Annotated in this window: 16 protein-coding genes; 10 read left to right on the top strand and 6 right to left on the bottom strand. The window is 40.3% G+C overall.

Annotated elements, in window-relative coordinates:
- The first annotated feature begins 67 nt into the window (after positions 1 to 67).
- Positions 68 to 556 (top strand): RNA pyrophosphohydrolase, encoded by a 489-nt coding sequence (locus tag AC5YDM_RS05305; RefSeq protein WP_496151072.1) that lies wholly within the window; start codon positions 68 to 70, stop codon positions 554 to 556.
- 118 nt (positions 557 to 674) lie between these two features.
- Positions 675 to 2,969 carry a phosphoenolpyruvate--protein phosphotransferase gene (gene ptsP / locus AC5YDM_RS05300; RefSeq protein WP_496151071.1) on the top strand — a complete coding sequence of 765 codons (2,295 nt, stop codon included), beginning with the start codon at positions 675 to 677 and terminating at the stop codon, positions 2,967 to 2,969.
- 37 nt (positions 2,970 to 3,006) lie between these two features.
- On the opposite strand, the gene AC5YDM_RS05295 is transcribed toward ptsP, so the two are convergent.
- Together AC5YDM_RS05295 and AC5YDM_RS05290 are read right to left on the bottom strand one after the other, a co-directional pair.
- Complete coding sequence (locus AC5YDM_RS05295; RefSeq protein WP_496151070.1) at positions 3,007 to 3,204, bottom strand: DUF7230 family protein; 198 nt, start codon at positions 3,202 to 3,204, stop codon at positions 3,007 to 3,009.
- Positions 3,205 to 3,480: 276 nt separating this feature from the next.
- Entirely contained in the window at positions 3,481 to 4,380 is a 900-nt protein-coding gene (locus tag AC5YDM_RS05290; RefSeq protein WP_496151069.1) for a LysR substrate-binding domain-containing protein, read from the bottom strand.
- Between the two features lie 126 nt (positions 4,381 to 4,506).
- Here AC5YDM_RS05290 and AC5YDM_RS05285 point away from each other — a divergent pair, with 126 nt between their 5' ends.
- The 4 genes from AC5YDM_RS05285 (at position 4,507) to AC5YDM_RS05270 (ending at position 7,805) form a co-directional block, all read left to right on the top strand.
- Entirely contained in the window at positions 4,507 to 5,421 is a 915-nt protein-coding gene (locus AC5YDM_RS05285; RefSeq protein WP_496151068.1) for an NADP-dependent oxidoreductase, read from the top strand.
- Between the two features lie 78 nt (positions 5,422 to 5,499).
- The gene (locus AC5YDM_RS05280) at positions 5,500 to 6,420 is read left to right on the top strand and encodes an SMP-30/gluconolactonase/LRE family protein (protein WP_496151067.1); all 921 of its coding nucleotides are present in this window, start codon (positions 5,500 to 5,502) and stop codon (positions 6,418 to 6,420) included.
- 2 nt (positions 6,421 to 6,422) lie between these two features.
- Positions 6,423 to 7,223, top strand: a complete 801-nt coding sequence (locus AC5YDM_RS05275; protein WP_496151066.1) for an SDR family NAD(P)-dependent oxidoreductase — start codon at positions 6,423 to 6,425, stop codon at positions 7,221 to 7,223.
- A 99-nt stretch (positions 7,224 to 7,322) separates the two neighbouring features.
- On the top strand, positions 7,323 to 7,805 hold the full coding sequence (locus tag AC5YDM_RS05270) for a hypothetical protein (RefSeq protein WP_496151065.1): 483 nt from the start codon (positions 7,323 to 7,325) through the stop codon (positions 7,803 to 7,805).
- A gap of 174 nt (positions 7,806 to 7,979) precedes the next feature.
- Here the strand turns inward: AC5YDM_RS05270 and AC5YDM_RS05265 are convergent, their stop codons facing one another.
- On the bottom strand, positions 7,980 to 9,632 hold the full coding sequence (locus AC5YDM_RS05265) for an acyl-CoA dehydrogenase family protein (protein WP_496151064.1): 1,653 nt from the start codon (positions 9,630 to 9,632) through the stop codon (positions 7,980 to 7,982).
- Between the two features lie 698 nt (positions 9,633 to 10,330).
- Between AC5YDM_RS05265 and AC5YDM_RS05260 the strand changes: the two genes are divergently transcribed.
- Positions 10,331 to 11,851 carry a catalase gene (locus tag AC5YDM_RS05260; RefSeq protein WP_496151063.1) on the top strand — a complete coding sequence of 507 codons (1,521 nt, stop codon included), beginning with the start codon at positions 10,331 to 10,333 and terminating at the stop codon, positions 11,849 to 11,851.
- A gap of 87 nt (positions 11,852 to 11,938) precedes the next feature.
- Here the strand turns inward: AC5YDM_RS05260 and AC5YDM_RS05255 are convergent, their stop codons facing one another.
- Positions 11,939 to 13,063, bottom strand: coding sequence for an MBL fold metallo-hydrolase (locus tag AC5YDM_RS05255; RefSeq protein ID WP_496151062.1), 1,125 nt, complete (start codon positions 13,061 to 13,063; stop codon positions 11,939 to 11,941).
- 545 nt (positions 13,064 to 13,608) lie between these two features.
- Between AC5YDM_RS05255 and hcaR the strand changes: the two genes are divergently transcribed.
- On the top strand, positions 13,609 to 14,508 hold the full coding sequence (hcaR, locus tag AC5YDM_RS05250) for a DNA-binding transcriptional regulator HcaR (RefSeq protein WP_496151061.1): 900 nt from the start codon (positions 13,609 to 13,611) through the stop codon (positions 14,506 to 14,508).
- A gap of 81 nt (positions 14,509 to 14,589) precedes the next feature.
- Here hcaR and AC5YDM_RS05245 read toward each other — a convergent pair whose 3' ends face one another.
- Together AC5YDM_RS05245 and AC5YDM_RS05240 are read right to left on the bottom strand one after the other, a co-directional pair.
- Complete coding sequence (locus AC5YDM_RS05245; RefSeq protein ID WP_496151060.1) at positions 14,590 to 15,258, bottom strand: HAD family hydrolase; 669 nt, start codon at positions 15,256 to 15,258, stop codon at positions 14,590 to 14,592.
- A gap of 86 nt (positions 15,259 to 15,344) precedes the next feature.
- Positions 15,345 to 16,319, bottom strand: a complete 975-nt coding sequence (locus AC5YDM_RS05240) for an RluA family pseudouridine synthase (RefSeq protein ID WP_496151059.1) — start codon at positions 16,317 to 16,319, stop codon at positions 15,345 to 15,347.
- A 759-nt stretch (positions 16,320 to 17,078) separates the two neighbouring features.
- On the opposite strand from AC5YDM_RS05240, the gene AC5YDM_RS05235 reads away from it, so the two are divergent.
- Both AC5YDM_RS05235 and AC5YDM_RS05230 read left to right on the top strand, forming a co-directional pair.
- Positions 17,079 to 20,540, top strand: coding sequence for an Rne/Rng family ribonuclease (locus tag AC5YDM_RS05235; protein WP_496151058.1), 3,462 nt, complete (start codon positions 17,079 to 17,081; stop codon positions 20,538 to 20,540).
- Positions 20,541 to 20,747: 207 nt separating this feature from the next.
- The gene (locus AC5YDM_RS05230) at positions 20,748 to 22,589 is read left to right on the top strand and encodes a long-chain-acyl-CoA synthetase (RefSeq protein WP_496151057.1); all 1,842 of its coding nucleotides are present in this window, start codon (positions 20,748 to 20,750) and stop codon (positions 22,587 to 22,589) included.
- Positions 22,590 to 22,741: the final 152 nt, after the last annotated feature.

Raw genomic sequence — 22,741 nt, 5'->3', positions numbered from 1 at the left:
TTGGGCATAGAGAGTGGATGCCCCCGAATCCAAAGTCAACGAATTTAATAAATTTTTAGGTAGCCAAATGATCGACTCAGAAGGTTTCCGACCCAATGTCGGGATCATTTTGGCAAATGATATTGGTCAAGTTTTATGGGCAAAGCGCATTGGTCACAATGCATGGCAATTTCCACAAGGAGGCATCCATTTTGGAGAGACTCCTGAGCAGGCACTTTTCAGAGAACTCAGAGAAGAAGTCGGGTTATTACCAGAGCATGTCCAAATCATAGCGCAAACCGAAGGTTGGCTGCATTATCGTTTGCCGCTTCGATACATCAGGTCTGACTCAGATCCTGTCTGTATCGGACAAAAGCAAAAATGGTTTTTACTCAAATTAGTAGCTTCAACGAATCACATTCAGTTGAATCTCAACGACCCGCCAGAGTTTGATCAATGGCAGTGGGTCAGTTATTGGTATCCGCTTGGTCAAGTGGTGAACTTCAAACGTGATGTTTACCGTCGAGCCATGCTAGAACTGTGTATGCAATTACCACAGCCTCATTTTGAAAGTTAGGTTGAAATAGCCCCTTTCAAAACGCTGTGCTTGATGAGCGACTCAATCATAATTGAGCGCATTGAACTGTTATATTTTGAATAATTAAACACTTTAATCGATTAAAGGAGCACATTTCATGTCGAACATGCAACTAGACTCATTGAGACGCATCGTCCAAGAGATTAATGCGTCCGTGAGTTTGCATGAATCTTTAGAAATTATGGTCAATCAAATTTCTAAAGCGATGCATGTTGATGTGTGCTCTATTTATTTACTAGATGAAAGAAATCAGCGCTTTGTGCTCATGGCAACCAAAGGCTTAAACCCAGATTCAGTTGGTAATGTATCTTTGCAACTGGGCGAAGGTTTAGTGGGTTTAGTCGGTCAACGTGAAGAAATTGTCAATATCGAAAATGCCTTCAAGCATGAGCGATTTGCCTATTTCCCTGAAACTGGTGAAGAAATCTATAACTCATTCCTTGGCGTTCCAGTGATGTATCGCCGAAAAGTCATGGGTGTACTCGTGGTCCAAAATACTGAACCACAAGATTTTAGTGAAGCAGCTGAGTCTTTCCTTGTAACACTGTGTGCTCAGCTTTCAGGAGTCATTGCGCATGCGCATGCCGTAGGCAATATTGATGTCTTCCGCAAGCCTTCTAATTCTCCAACCTATAAAACTTTTCAAGGCTCATCAGGTGCAGGTGGTATTGCACTAGGTCGTGCATTAATTCTTTATCCACCTGCCGATTTAGCTGCTGTTCCAGATCGTGAAGCAGAAGATATCAGTGAAGAACTCGAACTTCTCGATCAAGCTGTGGACTCGGTACGTGAAGAAATTCGCTCTCTTGATGAAAAGATGCAAGATTCACTCATGTCAGAAGAACGCGCACTATTTAGTGTGTTCCTTCGTATGCTCGATGAAAATGCTCTGCCTGCTGAAATCAAAGATATCATCCGTGATGGCAATTGGGCACAAGGCGCGGTCAAACATGTGATTGATCGTCATATCGCCCTTTTTGCACAAATGGAAGATGACTACTTACGTGAACGTGTTGCTGATTTAAAGGATTTGGGGCGCCGTATCCTTGCATCACTTCAAGAAGCAGACTCCAGTCATCGTGAATTGAGTGCCGATAGTATCTTGGTCGGTGAAGAGATCAGCACCGCCGCTTTGGTTGAACTTCCTGTCGATAAGATCGCAGCGATTGTCACCACGGAAGGTGCTGCTAACTCACATATGGTGATTGTTGCTCGTGCATTAGGTATTCCAACAGTTGTCGGTGTGACTGAACTTCCTGTGAACTCACTTGATGATGCTGAAATGATTGTCGATGCTTATCAAGGACGTGTATTCGTCAATCCACCACGCCGTTTACGCCAACGTTATAAAGAGATCCAAAAAGAAGAAGAACAAATTGCTAAAGATTTAAAGCAATACGAAACCAAAGATGCCATTACACCCGATGGTGTCGCGGTTAAGCTCTACGTTAATACTGGTCTAATGATTGACGTAGTCCGTGGTGTACAACGTGGTGCAAAAGGTGTGGGGTTATATCGTTCTGAAATCCCTTTCATGCTGCGTGACCGCTTCCCTGGTGAAGAAGAGCAACGCGCGATTTATCGTCAGCAACTCAGTCACTTTGCGAATAAACCTGTCGTGATGCGAACTCTCGATATTGGTGCAGATAAAGACTTACCGTATTTCCAAATCGAGGAAGAGAACTCAGCATTGGGATGGCGCGGTATTCGATTTACTCTGGATCATCCTGAAATTTTTTCTTCACAAATCCGTGCCATGCTCAAAGCCAGTATTGGGCTGAATAACCTGCATATTTTGTTACCTATGGTGACCAGTGTTAGTGAAGTAGAAGAAGCTTTATATTTACTTGAACGTGACTGGATTGCCGTTCAAGAAGAAGAACAGGTTAAAATCAATAAGCCTAAAATTGGCATCATGGTTGAAGTCCCGAGTGTACTTTTACAAATTGGCGAATTCGCTGAATTGGTTGATTTTTTCTCGGTCGGCTCAAACGATTTAATTCAATATTTATTGGCTGTTGATCGTAATAATCCACGTGTATCTAGCGTCTATTCTCACTTCCATCCGTCTGTATTACGAGTATTACAGCGTTTGGTTCAAGAATGCCATAAGTATGAAAAGCCAATCAGTATTTGTGGCGAAATGGCAGGCGATCCACTTTCAGCGATCTTATTGATGGCGATGGGATTCAATACACTCTCAATGAGTTCGAGTAATATTTTGCGTGTAAGAAAAGCCATTTGTCATGTGCCAATGACCGATGCAGAAAAACTATTAGAAGAAGTGGTTCAGATGAATAATCCACTGATTGTAAAAAGCTGGATGGAATACTATTTTAAACATCATGGTTTAGCAGATATGGTCAAATCAAATCGTATGTTGAGTGTTTAATCTAGATTAAACATCAGAATTTTTAGTTCATGAGAATTCAAAATAAATAGCTCAAAAATACAGGCATTAAAAAAGGGAGATAGTCATTTGAATATCTCCCTTTTCTGTGTTTGCTATAACCTCGTTTTGCATCTTTCTTTCGATCTACAAACACTTGGCTTTTATTCACTTCATGCATGTGTTTCGCCACAAAGTTGTGAACTACAACTTCTGGCAATACTTTTTTCTTTGCCATTTTCAATCACCTTTTTTGAATTACCATCCTTACAGATAGCATGATGATCTTACGCCGATTTGTACAATTTACAAGCATCATCTTTCAGAAAAAAACCGTCTAAAAGACGTGTTGCTATTTAAGGGTGGAATCACATTTTTCAAGGTTTTCCAGTGCCATTAAGACAACCTATCATGAGTTATATATAAGCTAATTGCACTGGTCTGCATATATATTCCCCAAACCACCTTTAAATCTACTTGCAATCATCAATAACTTAATAAAATCAGGTTTGTTTCAACGCAAATTCTCTGTTGCTTGTTTTAACCAATCCAATAGATGCCTTACCGCAGGACGCATACCTCTTTGTCCCAAATGTACCGCGTGAATCAAACTTTGTGCAGGTTCAGCTTCTACGTCCAACTGTATTAAACGCCCCAATGCTAAATCTTCATACACATACACTTCTGGAATCACAGCAATGCCTAATCCTTTCAGAATCGCTTCTCGCATCATATCCATATCATCCACAATCAACTTAGGCTGAGTCTTATACTGCATCGATTGCCCTGTAATCTTATGAATCAACTGCCAATAGGCATATTCACCATTGCCTTTCCATGCGATCACAGGTACTTGACCTAATATCTCATCTAAACTGCCATGAAGTTGATCTTTCCATTTTGGATGTGCCACAAGCAACAAATTCATTTTTGCCAATAACACAGGTACATAATCCAAAGGATAATCAAGATTGGTTCTAGCACGTATAACAAAGTCGACATTTTCATTATGTACATCTACGGCACGGTTAGATGCCTCTATATGAATGTTCACCTTAGGGTACATTTCCATATAACGTAAAATCTCTTCACCCAATAAATGAAAATGTAATAGCGAAGGTGGAATAGCAATACGAACCAAACCATTCGGTTCATGTTGCAAATGTTCAACCATCACTAATGCATCATCAACTTGTGCAAAGATTTCTATACAACGGTCATACAAAATTTGACCTTGCTCAGTCAGTCTAAAACTTCGTGTACTGCGCTCAATCAACCGTGAAGAAAGCGTTTCTTCTAAATCCGTAATATGACGGCTTAATGTCGCCCTAGACTGCCCTGTTTGACGATGCGCCGCAGAATATCCACCCGCACTGACGACATCTCTAAACACTTTTAAGCTATTCAAATCCATCTTTCAACATCCAGATATGTATCGTTTTTGGAATAATAATGCTTACTTTTAGCTCTTCTCAATAAATTTGTACAGAATACAATTCAAATATTCCCACAAGATTTTAAATATAAAAGGTAGAACATCATGAAAAGTAAAATTCTAATCGCACGTAGTTATGGACAGGCTGATGTCTTAGAAACGGTTGAAACAGAGCTCCCTCCGCTGGGGGCAGGCATGGCTCGTATTCAAGTGAAAGCCGCAGGAATTAACCCGATTGATGCACGCCGTATGACTGGTGAATTCAAGCATGCAGAAATGCCTCAAGCTTTCGGTACTGAATATGCAGGTGTCATCATCGATATAGATGGGCAACAAACTCAATGGAAAGTGGGTGATGAAGTATTAGGTTCAGGTGGCGGTTTTACCCATGCCTCAGTGATCGATGTTCCTGTGAGTTTTCTTGTTGCAAAACCGAAAAATCTCGATTGGGCGACTGCAGGAACTTTAGCTGGAGTTGCACAAACAGCCATGACTATTTTAGATGAAATGGGTCCTGTTAAATCACTACTGATTCACGGCGCTTCAGGTGGTGTAGGTTCAATTACGATTCAATTGGCGAAAGAAAAAGGGATTGATGTTTTCGCAACTGCTTCTGCAAAAAATCAGGATTATTTAAAACAGCTTGGCGCAACGCCTATTGTTTACGGTGAAGGATTAATTGAGCGCTTAAAAGAAGTTCACCCTGCTCCGTTCGATGCATCTATTGACCTCGTCGGTAATGATGATGCTACTCAAGCATCATTAGCAACTGTTAAAGCCAATGGCTTTATGGGATCAACTGCAGGTAAAAAACTTACTTCTGCAAAAATCCAAGCCGTTTGGGTAAAGAAAAAACCATCGAATTTAAAATACGTGGTCGATCGTGTTGCAGATGGTCGTTTCAGTTGGGTCATCAGCCGAGAATACCCATTTAGCGAAGCTGCTAAAGCTTATGACGACATTCTGAATGGTCACACTCGTGGCAAAAGCGTTTTAGTCTTTGATGAAAAATCACAATAAAAAAAACTCACTTCGCTGAGTACACCATACAAAAATGTACTCAGCGAACACATGAGAATATCTACATAGGAGATCAACATGGAATTCAAAGTATTTGCTGAGCATTTAAACTTCCCAGAAGGTCCAGTTGCTTTAGAAGATGGCTCTGTCCTTGTTGTAGAACTGAAAAGCCAACAACTTAAAAGACTTTATCCTAATGGCGAACAAAAAGTCATCGCTACCGTTCAAGGCGCACCCAACGGTGCAGCACTCGGTCCAAACAACACCATTTACATCGCCAACAATGGTGGCATGTCATGGGAAGAGCACAAAGGTCTGATTGCTCCGGGTCCGCAACCTGACAGTTTTATTGGTGGACGAATTCAGACTATTTCAGCTGATGGACAAGTAAAAGATTTATATACCCACTACGAAGATGGTCCAATCCTCGCGCCCAATGATCTGATCATGGATGGTCAAGGTGGCTTTTATTTCACAGATCATGGTCAACGACGTGAGCATGATATGGATTTAGGTGCACTGAGCTACGGTCGACTTGACGGTAGTCTAGTAAAACGCTTAGTCAGCCCACTCTTTACACCGAATGGTGTCGGGCTTTCGCCTGATGGCAAACGTGTTTACATCTCAGAAACCATTACTGGACGTATTTGGTGGTGGGAAATTAAAGGTACAGGTGAATTGCATCTTGATCAAGGTGCACAACTCCTCATTGGGCTAGGAGGCTTCACTTTCTTAGATTCACTTGCTGTTGACGCTGAGGGTAATGTCAGTGTCGCAACCATGCCTAAAGGTGGCATCACCACGATTTCACCACAAGGTGAAGTGATTGATTTCTTCGAAGTTCCACTGAAAGACCCGACTGTCACCAACATCTGCTTTGGTGGCTCAGACTTAACAACTGCTTATATCACTGCTTCAGCCACAGGTCGCTTATATGAAGTTGAATGGCCAAGAAAAGGTTTAAAACTTCCATTCTCTAATAGTTTAATAGGACAATAAAAATGAATACTCAACAATTTGAAAATAAAATCGTTTTGGTCACTGGTGCAAGCTCAGGTATTGGTAAAGCAGCCGCTTTAGAATATGCCAAACGTGGTGCAACAGTAATTGGTGTTGCCCGAAATGAAAAAGCAGGCGCAGCACTTGAGCAAGAAGCTCAAGCAGAGCAACTTAAAGTTGATTTTTTTAAAGCGGATGTCAGTGATGAACAGGAAGTAGACGCATTACTTGCCTATATTGAAGATAAATATGGTCGCTTAGACATTGCCTTTAACAATGCAGGTATTTCAGGTGTACACGCCCCGATTGTCAATGCAGAAAAGAAAGACTGGGATCATATTATTTCAGTGAATTTAACCAGTAACTTTTTATTGATGCGTGCAGAAGTGCGGTTAATGCTGAAAAAAGGCAATCAAGGCTCAATCGTCAATACCTCATCAATTGGTGGTTTGACAGGTGCTTCAAATCTTGCTGCCTATGCTGCGTCTAAATCAGGTTTGATTGGTTTAAGTAAAGTCGTTGCAATGGAATATGCCCGTTTAGGGATACGTGTCAATGTCGTGGTGCCAGGTTATACCATTACGCCAATGACCGATAAAACTGCAACCATTATCTCGAATTTTGAAGAACATTCTCGTGAGGCCACACCGATGCATCGTGGTGCAGAACCCTTAGAAGTCGCACAACTTGCCCTCTGGTTAAGTTCTGATGAAGCCTCATTTGTGACAGGTCAAGTTGTTGCAGCAGATGGCGGTTACCTACTCAATGGTATGCCACTGGCTGAAAAACCAACCGTCTCTTAACTATTAACTCTTAACAAACAAAACACCTTAGGAATTAAGGTTCAGCCCGCTATTGGCTGGGCCCTCTCTCCACTCATACCTAAAAAGAAGGAAAAATGCATGAGTAACATAGAAAATACTGTTTTTGCAGATCACTTTATTTCAGGACCTTATGAGCGTGTATTTTTAGGCCCAGGTCAAGAACAGCAATACATTCGCAACTACATCGACTATTTTAACGGTGAAGTTGAATATGTATTCCGTTTAGAGGAATACCATAATTTAATGGTCGTCGGCTTAAAATCAATTTTAGGGCATGTTTCATTGGTAGTGATTGAGCCTGAACAATTGGCAACTTTGCCTGATTTTATTCAAGACACCAAAATCATGTTTGTGGTAGATGATATTGAAGCGGTTTACCGTAAAGCAGAAAAAAATAACATTCCCATTTTACAAAAACGCACTGCAAATATCATGGGCGCTCAAGGGCGTTTGGAGCTCGCACCGGGTTATATCATCGAACTTGCTGAGGCAACCAATGAATCATTATTTCACCCTGAATTAGTAACTCTAGGTTTAGGCGCAAAACAGCCTGTGAAATAAACGATTTTTGTGAATATATACCTACCCTAATCTCAAAATCATTGAATCTATCTCAATTGAGATTAGGGCTTTTTTCATCGCAATTTTTAGTATTCAATCTCAACTCAAATCTCTCTTTCTTTAAGAAAACTCAAGATTCATTCTAAAAATCATCTTAAAAATGTGCTTTTACATTTAACTTGCCAATACTCGATCTAAAATACGGCTCACTTCGATATTCTCACCATGAAGCATCCCTACGACTTGACCATGAAACGATTGATAGCGAGTTTGAATAAATGCATTTGATACAAAGTCAGGTGCGTATTGCTTCAACAAAACTGCCTGTGCCAAAACGACCAAACGCGAAACGAGACTGCGAGCATTAAACTGCAACGCATCACCGCTGAGCGAACTCAACATTTTAAAAAGTGATTGCAATTCTTCCTGTAAAATCGGTTCTTGAGAGGCAACTTCGGCAAATGATTTAAACAAAACTTCTATAGATTCACGATCGCGCTGAATGGCACGAAGTACATCCAAACACATGACATTGCCTGAACCTTCCCAAATCGTATTCACAGGTGCTTCTTTAAATATACGTGCCATAATGCCGTTATCGACATAGCCATTGCCACCGAAAACTTCCATCATTTCACCTGTCAATTCCACAGTGCGCTTACACACCCAAAACTTTGCAGCTGGCGTCATAATTCTTTTCCATGCAAGACATAATTCATCATTATTTTCATAACAATGTGCAAGGTGAAAACTTAACTGAACAGAGGCTTCCGTTTCCAAAGCCAAATCTGTTAAGACCGCTTGCATCAGCGGTTGCTCCGCCAATACATGGCCAAAAGCTTTACGTTGTCGTGTGTAGGATAGACACTGCACCAAAGCCTGACGTTGCATTGCACTTGAGCCGACCACACAGGTTAAACGAGTATAATTTGCCATTTCGATAATGGTCGGAATTCCTCTACCCGCCTCGCCAATCATAATGCCCCAAGCATCTTTAAATTCCACTTCTGAGCTTGAATTACTCTTATTACCTACTTTGTCTTTTAAACGCTGGATATGAATAGTGTTTTTAGTGCCATCTTCTAACCAACGCGGGACAAAGAAACATGCCAAACCATCTTGTTCTGTTTTAGCCACCACCAAATGTGCATCACACATCGGTGCTGAGAAAAACCATTTATGACCTGTCAACAAATAAGCTCGTCCACGACCCGATTCATTGATTGGAACAGCGAAGGTTTCATTGGCACGCACATCTGACCCCCCCTGTTTTTCAGTCATGCCCATCCCGATCCAAATCGATTTCTTTTGCGCGATTGGCAGATCCCTTTCATCATATTCAGTCGACAATAATTTAGCGCCCAATTTTTGCCAAAGTTCAGGTTCTTTTTGAATAAGCGGAATACTGCCTAAAGTCATTGAGTTTGGGCACAGGTTTCCACACTCGACCTGACCGCTTAAATAAAACTTAGCTGCCCAATCGACCCAGCCAGTTTGCTGAGTAAAGTTGAGAAATGGATGGGCATGTACTGCATATTTTCGATTGAGTGCCATCCATTTATGCCATGAAGGATGAAACTCAATAAAATCTTTACGGCGACCCCGTGCATCAAAGGTATGTAAAATTGGTGTATGTTTATTGGCTAAATCAGCATGTAAATAGTATTCGGTTGTTCCAACAGCATGTCCAAATTCAGAGAGATGTGCTTCATTTCGACTGTTATACCGTTTCATCACCTCTTGAAGAACTTGATCCGTCTCATAAAGATTGTAGTCTTGTAATTCATCTACTTGATTGCTGATTTGATGTGTCATCCATGCATTCATGTTCAGTTCTCTAAATTTATTGTTGCTCTCATAATAGCCAGTATAAGAAAAAAATAAGTTTACTGTATGCGCCTTTAGTGAATAATCAGTATTCAAAGCATGATGTGCTCATATATCAAAAATTATAAAAAGATTTTTAAGAAAATTCCTTCTTATCGTTTTATCTCGTTAAGTTCTTATCGTGAAGTATTTATTGTGAGTTTCTTAACATTGAGTAATAGTTTTTAGAATGATCCGACATTTTGAATACAGATTGAAATATCTTTAAACAACTTTAGAGCGCAAAATTGTGATGATGATTCAAACTAAATAAGAGATCAATGATGCACTTTAACCAAAGAAGAACTAACGATTCTCTTTAAATCCCCATAAAGTTCATCGATCACATTACAGCCCAAAATTATTTTAATTTTAACCAAACAAGCTCTCTAAATAATTTATAAATCATAAACTTGAGTCATTTGTATTCTCTCTTACAACAAAAGCTTTAAGCTATTTGTAAAATGATTGAATAACCATTAAAGTCAAAGTGTAAATCTTTATTTTGATTGAATCTGCTCAATCAGACAATTGTAACAATGTCACTTTAGAATGAATTAACAAAACGGTTAATGTCATGATCAAACAGAAATGATATTTCTTCTATCTGAGAATATATTCTTACTAATAATCATGATCAAAAATAATGGAGATAAACAATGAGTGATCACTCAAAAAAATGCCCTGTTTCCCACCTTACAACTGCTTTTGGCGCACCTGTTGCTGACAACCAAGACAGTTTAACGGCAGGTTCACGCGGTCCACTCCTTGCTCAAGATTTATGGCTCAATGAAAAGCTAGCAAACTTCGTTCGTGAAGTTATTCCTGAGCGCCGTATGCATGCAAAAGGTTCAGGTGCTTTCGGTACCTTTACCGTAACTCAAGATATTACCCAATATACCCGTGCTAAAATTTTCTCTGACATCGGCAAAAAAACTGAAATGTTTGCTCGCTTTACCACTGTAGCTGGTGAGCGTGGTGCTGCAGATGCTGAACGCGATATTCGCGGTTTTGCATTAAAATTCTATACTGAAGAAGGCAACTGGGACATGGTGGGTAATAACACACCTGTGTTCTTCTTACGTGATCCACGTAAATTCCCTGATTTAAACAAAGCTGTAAAACGTGATCCAAAAACAAACCTTCGTAGCGCAACCTACAACTGGGATTTCTGGACACTACTCCCTGAAGCATTCCATCAGGTGACGATTGTCATGTCTGATCGTGGTATTCCTGCCAGCTATCGTCACATGCACGGTTTTGGTAGCCATACTTATAGCTTCATCAATTCAAATAACGAACGTTTTTGGGTGAAATTCCACTTTAAAACGCAGCAAGGCATTAAAAACTTAACCGATGCTGAAGCTGAAGCAATTATCGGTAAAGATCGTGAAAGTCATCAAAAAGACTTATTTGATGCGATTGAACGTGGTGATTTCCCGAAATGGAAAATGTACGTTCAAATCATGCCTGAACTTGATGCTGAAAAAGTACCATATCACCCATTTGACCTTACTAAAGTTTGGCCACATGGTGACTATCCACTCATCGAAGTGGGTGAGTTTGAATTAAATAAAAACTCTGAAAACTTCTACCTTGACGTTGAACAATCAGCATTTGCACCAAGCAATATCGTGCCTGGTATTAGTGTTTCTCCTGACCGTATGCTTCAAGCACGTCTATTCAACTATGCAGATGCTCAACGCTATCGCTTAGGTGTGAACTATCAACAAATTCCAGTGAATGCAGCACGTTGCCCTGTTCACTCGAATCATCGTGATGGTCAAGGTCGTGTAGATGCCAACTATGGTGATTTACCACACTACGAACCAAACAGTTTTGGTCAATGGCAGGAGCAACCTGAATACAAAGAGCCACCGCTCAAGATTTCAGGTGATGCCGATCATTGGGACTTCCGCCATGATGATGACAACTATTTCAGCCAACCACGTGCATTATTCAACTTAATGAATGATCAGCAAAAACAAGCGTTATTTAACAATACCGCTGGTGGTATGGGTGATGCGTTAGACTTCATCAAATACCGTCATATTCGCAACTGTTATGCATGTGATCCTGCATACGGTGAAGGTGTAGCAAAAGCTTTAGGAATGACAGTTGCAGATGCTCAAGCAGCACGTGCTACTGATCCAGGTCGTAACAATTCAGGTTTTCTTTGATTCTAAATAAAATCTTGATATATAAAAACCACCTTTAGAGGTGGTTTTTATATTTTAGTTCAACTCAATTTAAGCTGCTGTAATAAATCAAACAATCAGCCTACGCCCTTCACGAATACAATAGATTGGATTCATCAACTTTGAAGAGTTTTTCATCGCATGATGCAAATCTAACTCAGGTTGTTCACGCGCCTCATCAGTCAACTGAAAAGTACGATAATGAATAGCTAAAGATCTGCGGGCTTGTAAATCTACATGCGCATGAAATGCATCTTGAGGGTTCATGTGCATATGTCGAAGCAACGATCTTGGTTCATACGCTCCGATCGGGAGTAAGGCAATACGCGGACTACCTAAACGCTTTTGAATCTCTTTAAAATGAGGCCCATAACCTGTATCACCCGCAAAGAAACAATGCCCATGCTCTGAAACAATCGAAAAACCACCCCATAGTGCAAGATTCTGATCCCGTGCACCACGCCCTGAGCCATGTTGTGCAGGCGTATAAACGATTCTTAACTGATGTAACAAAGCTGACTGCCACCAATCCATTTCAATCACATGAAATGCTTTAGGCAAGTAATAGCTATTACCTAAACCTGTATAAATCGGCATAGCAAACTTCTTATACAACCACGTCAAGCTTGCTAAATCCATATGATCATAATGATTATGACTCAATAAAACAGCATGAATTTGCGGAAGTTGCTCCAAGGCGATTCCTGCGGGAATCACGCGCTTTGGACCATAACCCTGTTTTGGACTGACATGTTCAGCCCACACTGGATCTGTCAAAAAGTTATATGGGCCGATTTGAATCAGAACCGTCGCATGCCCAATGTACCAAATTTGCCAGTCACTCATCGGAGCAAGTGGGCGCTCTTCAGGCAATGCTTTTTGTGTCGCAAAAAATTCTTTCGTCTCTGCCTCAAAATCACCCGTCCAAGTTTGAGACTTACGCGACATGATCCATTTTAATAAATCCCAGCGACCTAATTTTTCTTGAGCTTTAACCAAATTGGTAAATCGCTGACCATTGTGATGATCAGTCGCAATAAATTTTAAATTGGGCTTAGACCATGTATGAGATACACAGTCCATCGTTTTTATTTGATAGTGTAATGGTGGTGTCTGCTTCAAATTTTTTGTCTTTTCATTCGAAGTTAACAAACGAGAATCCACTGATGGATTTAATTCGCTCTGTTTCGACATTAGTAATTAAACGCCCTATTTTTAACTAAACTCAATGGAAAATACACGATCTCTTGAATCGTTTAACGCGTATCTATGATTTTAAACCGTTATTCATACAGAAAAATTACATCCGCTACTCTTAACCCGATTTGATCTACTTCTGATTTCAAAACTCATTTTAAAGCTCAAATCAGGAATAAAAAGCAACTTATAGATATACATCAATTTAATGCGTATTTTAGCCAATCATTATGCTGTTTTATTGTATTAATTTGTTGTTTTTCTCAATATTTTTAATGTTTTATAAAAAATATATGTATATAAATTAAATACACTCAAGCCATTTTTAAAATACTATATATACCGATGGATGAGTACATTTAGAGGAAATTACTCTTAAATCGCCATTGAAATATATCAATTTAACTATGTATTTTGAGTCTTCATTTATTTTCTAAATACTACAATAAGCTTACGAGATAGTTGTTATTCGTTTATACTCAAGTCAATCGAAGTAATAGATATTTCAGCTTAATACTCGGCTTGATAATCGGACGAATTTTATGGAATTGCGCCATCTTAGATATTTTATTACTGTTGCTGAAGAACTCAATTTTAGTAAGGCAGCACTGCGACTCTATACTGCTCAACCCTCATTAAGTCAGCAAATTAAAGATTTAGAGGATGATGTAGGCGTAAGACTTTTAAATCGTACCAAACGTAAAGTGGAACTGACTGAAGAAGGCGCCGTTTTCCTTGAACAAGCACGCTTAACCTTAGCACAAGCTGATAAAGCGGTTGCTATGGCGCGTCAAGTTTCTCAAGCTAAACAGCAATTACTTCGAATTGGTTTTGTTCCAGTCGCGGAAATGAAAATTTTTCCCTATGTTCTACCCAATCTTCGTGTTCAAAACCCTGATCTAAAAATTGATTTACTCAGCCTAAATAACTTCGATCAGATTCGCGGTATCAAGAAAGGTGAGCTAGACATCAGTTTTACTCGTGATAACTTTCAATCCGATGAAATTGAAAGTAAATTCGTGTTACGCGAACCTTTGATTTTTATATTGCCGAAGGAACATCCTTTAGCAAAATACGAACGTATTCCAGTTCAATCCTTAGATGGAATTGATTTCATTATTCCATCTGATGAACAATCTAAAATGCTACATGATGCCATTTTAAATTTTGCCAAAGACCACGGCATCGAATTCAATATCGTGCAAAAAGCCGATAATATTTTATTCAACATCAACTCTATCGGGATTGGCTTGGGCTGTACCATTCTACCCGGCTATATTGCACCACTCACCATGAATAATACGGTGATTCGCCCGCTTGATGTTGAATTACCCTCGCTTGATTTATTTGTCAGCTACCGCAAAAATTCAAACTCTACAGCCGTACAAAAATTTATGGATCTGCTCTCTAAAGTTTTTTACTTAGACTTTAATCAGAGCTAATTTAGATTAATCATTAAATCCAAATAAAAACAAAAGCCCATTCATATTGAATGGGCTTTTTGATTTAATCTGTTAAAGATATTAAGCACTTTCTTTCAATTTTATCTGATGATTTAACAGCTGATGTAATGCCTTTACATCGGATGCCAAAGCAATTGGGTTAAACTTTTCCAACACATGCGACTCATGAACACCATACGTTACACCAACGCTTGGCATACGAATATTTTGCGCCATTTCCAAGTCATAAGACGTATCACCCACCATAATTGCTTGTTCAGGATGAACGCCAACAACACTCAAAATTTCCGACAGCATTAATGGATCTGGCTTAGACTTGGTTTCACTGGCAGCACGTGTAGCCACAAAGATATCGTGACTTTGAGTCTGCGCTAGAACTCGATCCAAGCCTTTACGACTCTTCCCTGTTGCCACAGCAAGTTGAATCCCTTGCGCGGCTAAATCCTGCAACATCTCTGCAACACCATCAAACCAAACATCATGGATCGAGTGCTCCACATAGTGCTCAGAATAACTTTGCAAAATCGCTTGGTGTAATTCAGGTACCTCAGGAAAAAGTACTTGTGCCACTTCTGGTAAACCTAAACCAATAATACTTTTTGCATCATCATCGGTTAAGGCTTGATTAAACTGTTCAGCAGCAAACTTTAAACTTTTTACAATTTGACTCACTGAATCAAATAAAGTGCCATCCCAATCAAAAACAATCAGTTCAACAGGTTTTTGCATAAAAATATTCCACTATTCGATTCAGTTCGTGCTTCAAACATTTTTGTTCTTTAAACAATAAAGTTTAAGCACCAAGTCAAAATGAATTAATCTTCATCTTTAGTATTAAATGCAGCAGGTTCTTTGTCTTTCTTCTGCGCTCTTAATTGCGCCACAATACTTTGCATATCCTCAGGTAACGGCGCTTCAATTGGCGCATACCCTGGAATATCTAAACGCATGGCGTGTAGACATAAACGGCGTGCTTTCGGTCCTTTATATTCAGTTTCATGACCATATTTTTCATCCCCAATTAAAGGGTGACCAATACTTAAACCATGCACACGAATCTGATGCGTACGACCTGAAAGTGGTGATGCATACACCAATGTCGCATGCATAAAACGCTCTTGCACATTCCACTGAGTCTTAGATTCTTTACCTTCTTTAGACACACGTACTCGACGCTCACCATTGGCTAATTCATAGCGATGTAGAGGTGCATCAATCAGTTGCTTATCAAGGCTCACTTGACCTTTTACAACAGCAGCATAGGTCTTTTTGATTTTGTGTTCACGAAGCATATCTTGAAGGAGTTTCAAGGTGCTACGTTTCTTAGAAATCATCACCAAACCAGATGTATCACGGTCAATTCGATGAATAAGTTCCAAATACTTTTTACCAGAAGCAGCACGTAAGCCTTCAATTAGACCGTAAGCCACTCCACTTCCGCCATGAACCGCAATACCAGCAGGTTTATTGACGACCATCAAGCCTTCATCTTCATAAATCACACGGCTTAATAAACTTTGAGCCACTTTGTCAGATACAGGTACAACAGACTCATCTTTCTGTTCATAACGAATTGGTGCAACGCGAATTTGATCACCAATAGCCAGTTTCGTCTCAGCCTTAATTCGCTTTTTATTCACACGTACTTGGCCTTCACGAATCAAACGATAGATACGACTTTTTGGCACACCCTTTAGACGTGAAAATAAAAAATTGTCGATGCGCTGACCCAATTGGTGCTCATCCACTTCAAACCAAGTGACGTTTTGCCATTCTTGTGTAGAATTCATACAGTTACGTTGACCTAAAAAAATACTAAATTCGATTAAAAACTGATCACTTAGACTGTACTTTTCACTAGAAATGTCAGTCTAGCCCATAGGCAGATGATGTAAGGTTTGCTATAGTCAGCGCACGGATACCGCCGTAAGAGAGCATTAATTTAGAAATTTCAAAAACTTTGAAATTAAAAAACTAAATTTGATCGCTCTATCACACCTCGGAATGGTCCCAAAAGAATACGCCGACGCCGATGGCTTATTATATCGGCAAAAAGACAAACTGTTGCGTTTAATTGTGCTTTTGCACATAAATCAGTTTGTTTAAAAAAATATGTCTCCAACATCATGTTGGATTTTAAACGTAAACTGATACACATCAGAATAGTCGCAACCTGACTTATATTCAGGCTACAGCGTTAGATGCATTGGATCTGCACAGTTTGTAAAGATACGACGATAATTCCGTATCAAGACTCTCTCTAATTGGACGAGCTGATCTTCGAGCAATGTGACAGTGAAAGTAACAAACATCCAATGCACCGCATGTCCGCCAGTGAATACGCAGGTGACTTTGATCAGTGACAAGATTAAAGCCGTATTGCCATCATCAATACGTGAATCAAAAACCGAAGCCTCACCAAAAAGGTCGGTACAAAGGCTCAGACCACAATCTTAATTTGGCGATCTGAGTTTTGATCCATGATGTTTGATGTTCGCGACAAAATAGCGATTGTTTGTTTGTGTATCATCTAGTTAGGTGTTACACCCATGAAACGTATGTTGATCAATGCAACACATGCCGAAGAAGTTCGCGTTGCACTCATCACTGGTCACCGTCTGTACGATTTTGATTTAGAAAATCGTACGCGTGAACAAAAGAAAGCAAATATCTATAAAGGTCACGTAACTCGCGTTGAACCTTCTCTTGAAGCCGTTTTTGTAGAATATGGTGCAGGTCGTCAAGGTTTCTTGTCGATGCGCGAAATTGCCAATTCTTACTACAAAGCAGATCCTCGCCAAACTTCAAATATTCGTGAACTCATTACCGAAGGTACTGAGCTTCTTGTGCAAGTTGAGAAAGAAGAACGTGGCAATAAAGGCGCTGCGCTTTCTACTTTTATTTCGCTTGCAGGTCGTTACCTCGTATTGATGCCAAACAACCCGAAAGGTGGTGGTATCAGCCGTCAAATTTCAGGTTCAGTTCGTGAAGAATTGAAAGAAATGTTGGCCTCTTTAAACGTGCCACGTGGCATGAGCGTTATCGTTCGTACTGCGGGTATCGGCCGTTCTCAAGAAGAATTACAACTTGATTTACAGCACTTATTAGATCTTTGGGCACGTATCCAAGGTCAAGCAAGCTCTGGCCCATCACCTATGTTAGTTCATCAAGAAGCTGGTGTTGTTACACGTGCCATTCGTGACTATTTACGTGATGACGTTGCTGAAATTTTAATTGATTCTGAGCAAGCCTATAACGAAGCTTATAATTTCGTAAAAGCAGTGATGCCGAACCAATTAGACAAGTTAAAAACATATACGTTAAATGAGCCTTTATTTGCTCATTTTGGTATCGAAAGCCAAATCCAAACTGCTTATGAGCGTGAAGTTAAACTTCCTGCTGGCGGTTCAATTGTGATTGACCAAACTGAAGCTTTGGTTTCTATCGATATTAACTCTGCAAAATCGACTCGTGGTCATGATGTTGAAGAAACAGCACTTAACACCAACTTAGAAGCTGCAGAAGAAATTGCTCGCCAACTCCGTTTACGTGATATCGGTGGCTTGGTTGTGATCGACTTCATCGACATGACCAAAGAGCGCAACCAACGTATGGTTGAAGCTAAACTTCGTGAAGCAACTCAAAGTGATCGTGCCCGCATCCAATTCGGTCAGTTGTCTCGCTTTGGTTTAATGGAAATGAGCCGTCAACGCTTACGTCCATCTTTAGAAGAAGCAACAGGATATGTATGCCCTCGCTGTCATGGCACAGGTATGGTTCGTGACCTTCGCTCTTTATCACTTTCGATTATGCGTAAAGTGGAAGAAATTGCACTACGCGAACGTCAAGGTGAAGTTCAAGTCGAAGTGCCTGTAGAAATTGCAGCATTCTTATTAAATGAAAAGCGTCACAGCCTTGTTTATTTAGAACAAACATCAAATGTACGTGTGACAGTATTGCCTCACCCACATTTAGAAACACCACATTACGAAATTTCATTCAACCCTGAAGGTTTTGCACCGACAAGCTATGAGCGTACAGAAGCTACGCGCAATAGCGAAAAAGAATTGGGTTATGAATCTTCTGAGTGGCATTTAGAAGAAGAACAGCATGTTCAACATGCTCCAGCTCCTACACAGCAAGATAAAAATGCGAAACGTAAACCTGGTGCACCAGCTCCACAAAACACAACGCAAAAACCTGCTCAAACAGCCGTAGCAACACCTTCTACTAGCCCGTGCGCTTGGTTAGAAAATCTGTTTGTTCAAAAACAAGCAGCGACTATTGATCAATCACGTACTGCTAATAATGCAGCAGCCGCAATTGAACAAATGGTCAATGGCGGTGCGGTAAGCCGTGGTCAATTTGGTCAAGTGTCGCATACTGCTCCTGTTGCAGTTGAAACGCGTGAAGCACCTGAAACTAATGCGTATATCTCACACAGCCCTGTGGCTAAAAATGATGTTCGTGATGGTACAGATCGTGCTGAAAAAGAAGATCGCCCACAGCGTAGCAACAATAAAAAGCCACGTAACAATAAACAACGTGACAATCGTGAACACGCTCAAGATCAGCATGTCATTGAGGAAGTTGTACAAACAACACGTCAAGAACATCGCCACGAGCAACGTCAAGAGCGTCATGAAGCACCTCGTCAGGATAACCAACGTCAAGACAACCGTCATGACAACGTTCGTCAAGACAGCATGCGTCAAGAAAATCCACGCCAAGACAACCGTCATGAGCAACGCAATGAATCACGTGAGCAGAAGCCACGTAATCCAAAGCGTCCACATCAAAATGAACAACAATTTGATGCGCAAAATGAACAGGCTGTTCCACGTCGTGACCGCAATGCACAACGTCCACCTCGCCCAAATCGCCACCGCGACCAAAGCGTGTTGAATGAGCAACCAGCTCCAGTAATTGTTGATAATACTCAACAACTCAAAGTAGATATGGTTGATGCTCCTCATAACAACAACCTCACTACAGCACTTGTTGTGAACTTAGATCAGGCAAAAAGTGAAATCATCGCTTTAAACCCAGCAGTTCAAACAGCTCCTGTTGAAGTTGTTGCAACTCCAGTTACTCCTGCTCCTGTTGCAGAAGTAGCAAAAGTTGAAGAACCTAAAATTGCTGAAGCTGAAACGACGCAACCAGAGTCGAAACAAGTCGAACAAACGCAACAACCTGTTCGTCGTGCAAGCAATGATCCTCGCCAAAATCGTCGCAATAAACAACGTGACAACAAAGCGAAAGTCGTTGCACCTAAAGTAAATCCTTCACAGGTACCCACTTTAGGTCAATACACAGTGAGTAGCTTAATTCGTCATGTCTATGGTGATGATTGCTCAGTACTGATTGAACAATTTGGTTTAATCCCAACCTTCAATCGCGCACTGCAAAAGTTCACTGAAGCTTACACAGCGACACTAACAGTAGAGTCTACTGATACTACAGAAGAGAAAAAGCCTGTTACACGCGATGTTGTTGTGACCAAAGTTCAAGTTGAAGCTGAACCTGCACCAGTGTTGAACTTAACACCGCCAAAGCCTGCTTCAGACAACCGTGTTGCAAACGATCCACGTGAACGTCGTCGTTTAGCAAAACTTGCTGCTGAACAAGCAAAACAAGCACGTGTTGAGGAAGCTCATGCGGTAGAAGCTCCTGCTGTTGTTCCAGCTGTAGAAGAACCAGTTGTAGCATCTACTGAAGTAGCTCCTACAATTGAAACTGAAGCGGCTGTTGATGTAAGCATCGATGAAAAAGTTGAAGCTGAAGCTACTGTTCCTGTTGAAAATACAGTTACTGAAACGACAACACCTGTTGTAGCTGAAACTGAAACGAAAAAAGAGGAAAAAGCATCAACAACGAATCCGAAAGTTGAGCCATCAAACTCGGAAGAACTAAAAGATGATGCTGAATTATCTGATGAAGATAAACCAGTACGCCCTCGTCGTCCTCGTGGTCGTCCACCTAAAAAGGTCACTCCTCCTACTGAAGAGTAATTTGCCAAATAATTTCAATTAAATGAAACCTAGTCATTACGATGGCTAGGTTTTTTTTGTTACTTTTAACAGGCTTGTTAGACACGTTTAATGAATGAATATTGAATTAGCACGCAACTTAGTTTAAAAAATACTCTGAAAATGACAGCAAAATTATATTGCGACGAATTAAAGATAAACGGAAAAAGAATACAAAATAGGATTCCCATGAGCCAAACAAATAATCATGATCTAATCGGACTCACTGACGTTGCTGTACGCTTACCCAAGTTAATCGGAAAACTTCCTCACATTGCTGTTGGACTGACACAAGCTTATTTTAGGACAGCATCTACTCCAGCGGGCTTAGCACTGGCTTTTGAAAAAGCTGTAAAACGCAACCCTACTGGTCATGCCCTCCTATTTGAAGACCAGAAATATAGCTATACCGCACTAAATGATTGGGCCAATCAAATTGCTCACTTTTACCTCGCTCAAGGGGCAAAAAAAGGTGATGTGATTGCGGTGATTATAGAAAACCGCTCTGAATTACTTGCAACGATCATTGGTCTAGCCAAGATCGGTGTTGTCGCTGCAATGGTAAATACCTCTCAAACAGGTAAAGTCCTGACGCATAGTATTAACCTTGTAAAACCTATTGCGATTATTGTCGGTGAAGAATGCCGTGAAGCAGTCTCAGAGGTACGTGAAACTTTGACAATATCTGAACAACGTTTCTACTGGTTTGCAGATCAAAATACACGACAAAATGTGGGTGAAGCACCCCAAGGCTATAACAACTTAGCTCAAGAAATTTTGTCATTTTCTAAATCAAACTTAAAAGAAACCCATACAGTTACGGGTGCAGATGGCCTATTTTATATTTACACGTCAGGAACAACAGGCTTACCCAAGGCTGTCATCTTTAGTAATAGTCGCTGGATGCTCGCCTATGGCACCTATGGTCATGTACTTAATCTAAACAAAGATGATGTCATGTACTGTACGCTACCGCTGTATCACGCGACGGGCATGGTCGTTTGCTGGTGTGGTGTGATTGCAGGTAGTTCAGCCCTCGCTATACGACGTAAATTCTCGACCTCTCACTTCTGGACTGATGTCAAAAAGTTTAATGCCTCCGCTATTGGCTACGTTGGGGAGCTGTGTCGATACTTAATGGATGCACCCGAATCCAGTGATGAACACTCACACCGTGTCACCAAAATGATTGGCAATGGTATGCGTCCAAACATTTGGAATAAATTTAAACAGCGCTTTGGTATTGAAGAAGTATTTGAACTTTATGCATCGAGTGAAGGTAATGTCGGCTTCTCTAACGTTTTAAACTTTGATAATACAGTAGGCTTCTCGCCAGTACCTTATGCGATTATTCAATACGATAAAGAGAAAGATCAGCCTATTTTGGATAAAAAAGGTCACTGTATTAAAGTTAAAAAAGGTGAAACAGGTCTACTCATCGGTAAAATCACCAATCGCTCACCTTTCGATGGTTATACAGATCCTGAAAAAAATAAATCTTCAATCATGCACAACGTCTTTACTCAAAATGATGCTTACTTCATTACCGGTGATTTAGTGAAGGACATTGGCTACCGCCATGCACAATTTGTAGATCGCTTAGGCGATACTTTCCGTTGGAAGGGTGAAAATGTATCGACGACTCAAGTAGAAAATATCTGTAGTGATTATGAGAAAATCACAGAAGCAGTGGTCTATGGTGTTGAAATACCCAATACGAATGGTCGTGCAGGGATGGCTGCTATCACTTTAAAAGAGGGCGAAACATTGAATGAAGAAGATTTCGCCAATATGGCAACTGAATTCAATAAAAATTTACCTTCTTATGCTGTTCCTGTTTTCCTACGTGTTCAAAAAGCCATCGAAACTACTGGCACCTTCAAATATCAAAAAAGTAAGTTAAAGGAAGAAGGCTTTGATTTAAGCAAAACAGATGAGCAAATCTTGGTGCTTTTACCGCATGAAGACCGCTATTGTGAAATGACTCAAGAGATTTTTGATAACATTCAAGCGTATAAATATCGCTTTTAAAAGTGATAGTTGCCTATTTTCTGATTAGATAAAGCAAATTTGTTGCATTTATAATCAACCATAGGCAACTTTCTTAATTTTTACTTGCGCTCGGTTGAGATCTTGCTACAATACGCTCCATCAAACGAAGTGGTGTAAGAAAAATCCTGTTT

It is taken from the genome of Acinetobacter sp. CY81, from assembly GCF_059515925.1.
The sequence above is the reverse complement of the archived record's forward strand: the minus strand, read 5'-3'. Positions and strand labels throughout refer to the sequence as shown.

What these genes read in the sequence shown, in the direction of transcription:
- ptsP (WP_496151071.1), top strand. Translation starts at nt 675, where the DNA reads ATGTCGAACATGCAACTAGACTCATTGAGACGCATCGTCCAAGAGATT.
- AC5YDM_RS05245 (WP_496151060.1), bottom strand. Translation starts at nt 15,258, where the DNA reads ATGCAAAAACCTGTTGAACTGATTGTTTTTGATTGGGATGGCACTTTA.
- AC5YDM_RS05270 (WP_496151065.1), top strand. Translation starts at nt 7,323, where the DNA reads ATGAGTAACATAGAAAATACTGTTTTTGCAGATCACTTTATTTCAGGA.
- AC5YDM_RS05275 (WP_496151066.1), top strand. Translation starts at nt 6,423, where the DNA reads ATGAATACTCAACAATTTGAAAATAAAATCGTTTTGGTCACTGGTGCA.
- AC5YDM_RS05295 (WP_496151070.1), bottom strand. Translation starts at nt 3,204, where the DNA reads ATGGCAAAGAAAAAAGTATTGCCAGAAGTTGTAGTTCACAACTTTGTG.
- AC5YDM_RS05290 (WP_496151069.1), bottom strand. Translation starts at nt 4,380, where the DNA reads ATGGATTTGAATAGCTTAAAAGTGTTTAGAGATGTCGTCAGTGCGGGT.
- AC5YDM_RS05235 (WP_496151058.1), top strand. Translation starts at nt 17,079, where the DNA reads ATGAAACGTATGTTGATCAATGCAACACATGCCGAAGAAGTTCGCGTT.
- AC5YDM_RS05285 (WP_496151068.1), top strand. Translation starts at nt 4,507, where the DNA reads ATGAAAAGTAAAATTCTAATCGCACGTAGTTATGGACAGGCTGATGTC.
- AC5YDM_RS05305 (WP_496151072.1), top strand. Translation starts at nt 68, where the DNA reads ATGATCGACTCAGAAGGTTTCCGACCCAATGTCGGGATCATTTTGGCA.
- hcaR (WP_496151061.1), top strand. Translation starts at nt 13,609, where the DNA reads ATGGAATTGCGCCATCTTAGATATTTTATTACTGTTGCTGAAGAACTC.
- AC5YDM_RS05255 (WP_496151062.1), bottom strand. Translation starts at nt 13,063, where the DNA reads ATGTCGAAACAGAGCGAATTAAATCCATCAGTGGATTCTCGTTTGTTA.
- AC5YDM_RS05260 (WP_496151063.1), top strand. Translation starts at nt 10,331, where the DNA reads ATGAGTGATCACTCAAAAAAATGCCCTGTTTCCCACCTTACAACTGCT.
- AC5YDM_RS05230 (WP_496151057.1), top strand. Translation starts at nt 20,748, where the DNA reads ATGAGCCAAACAAATAATCATGATCTAATCGGACTCACTGACGTTGCT.
- AC5YDM_RS05240 (WP_496151059.1), bottom strand. Translation starts at nt 16,319, where the DNA reads ATGAATTCTACACAAGAATGGCAAAACGTCACTTGGTTTGAAGTGGAT.
- AC5YDM_RS05280 (WP_496151067.1), top strand. Translation starts at nt 5,500, where the DNA reads ATGGAATTCAAAGTATTTGCTGAGCATTTAAACTTCCCAGAAGGTCCA.
- AC5YDM_RS05265 (WP_496151064.1), bottom strand. Translation starts at nt 9,632, where the DNA reads ATGAATGCATGGATGACACATCAAATCAGCAATCAAGTAGATGAATTA.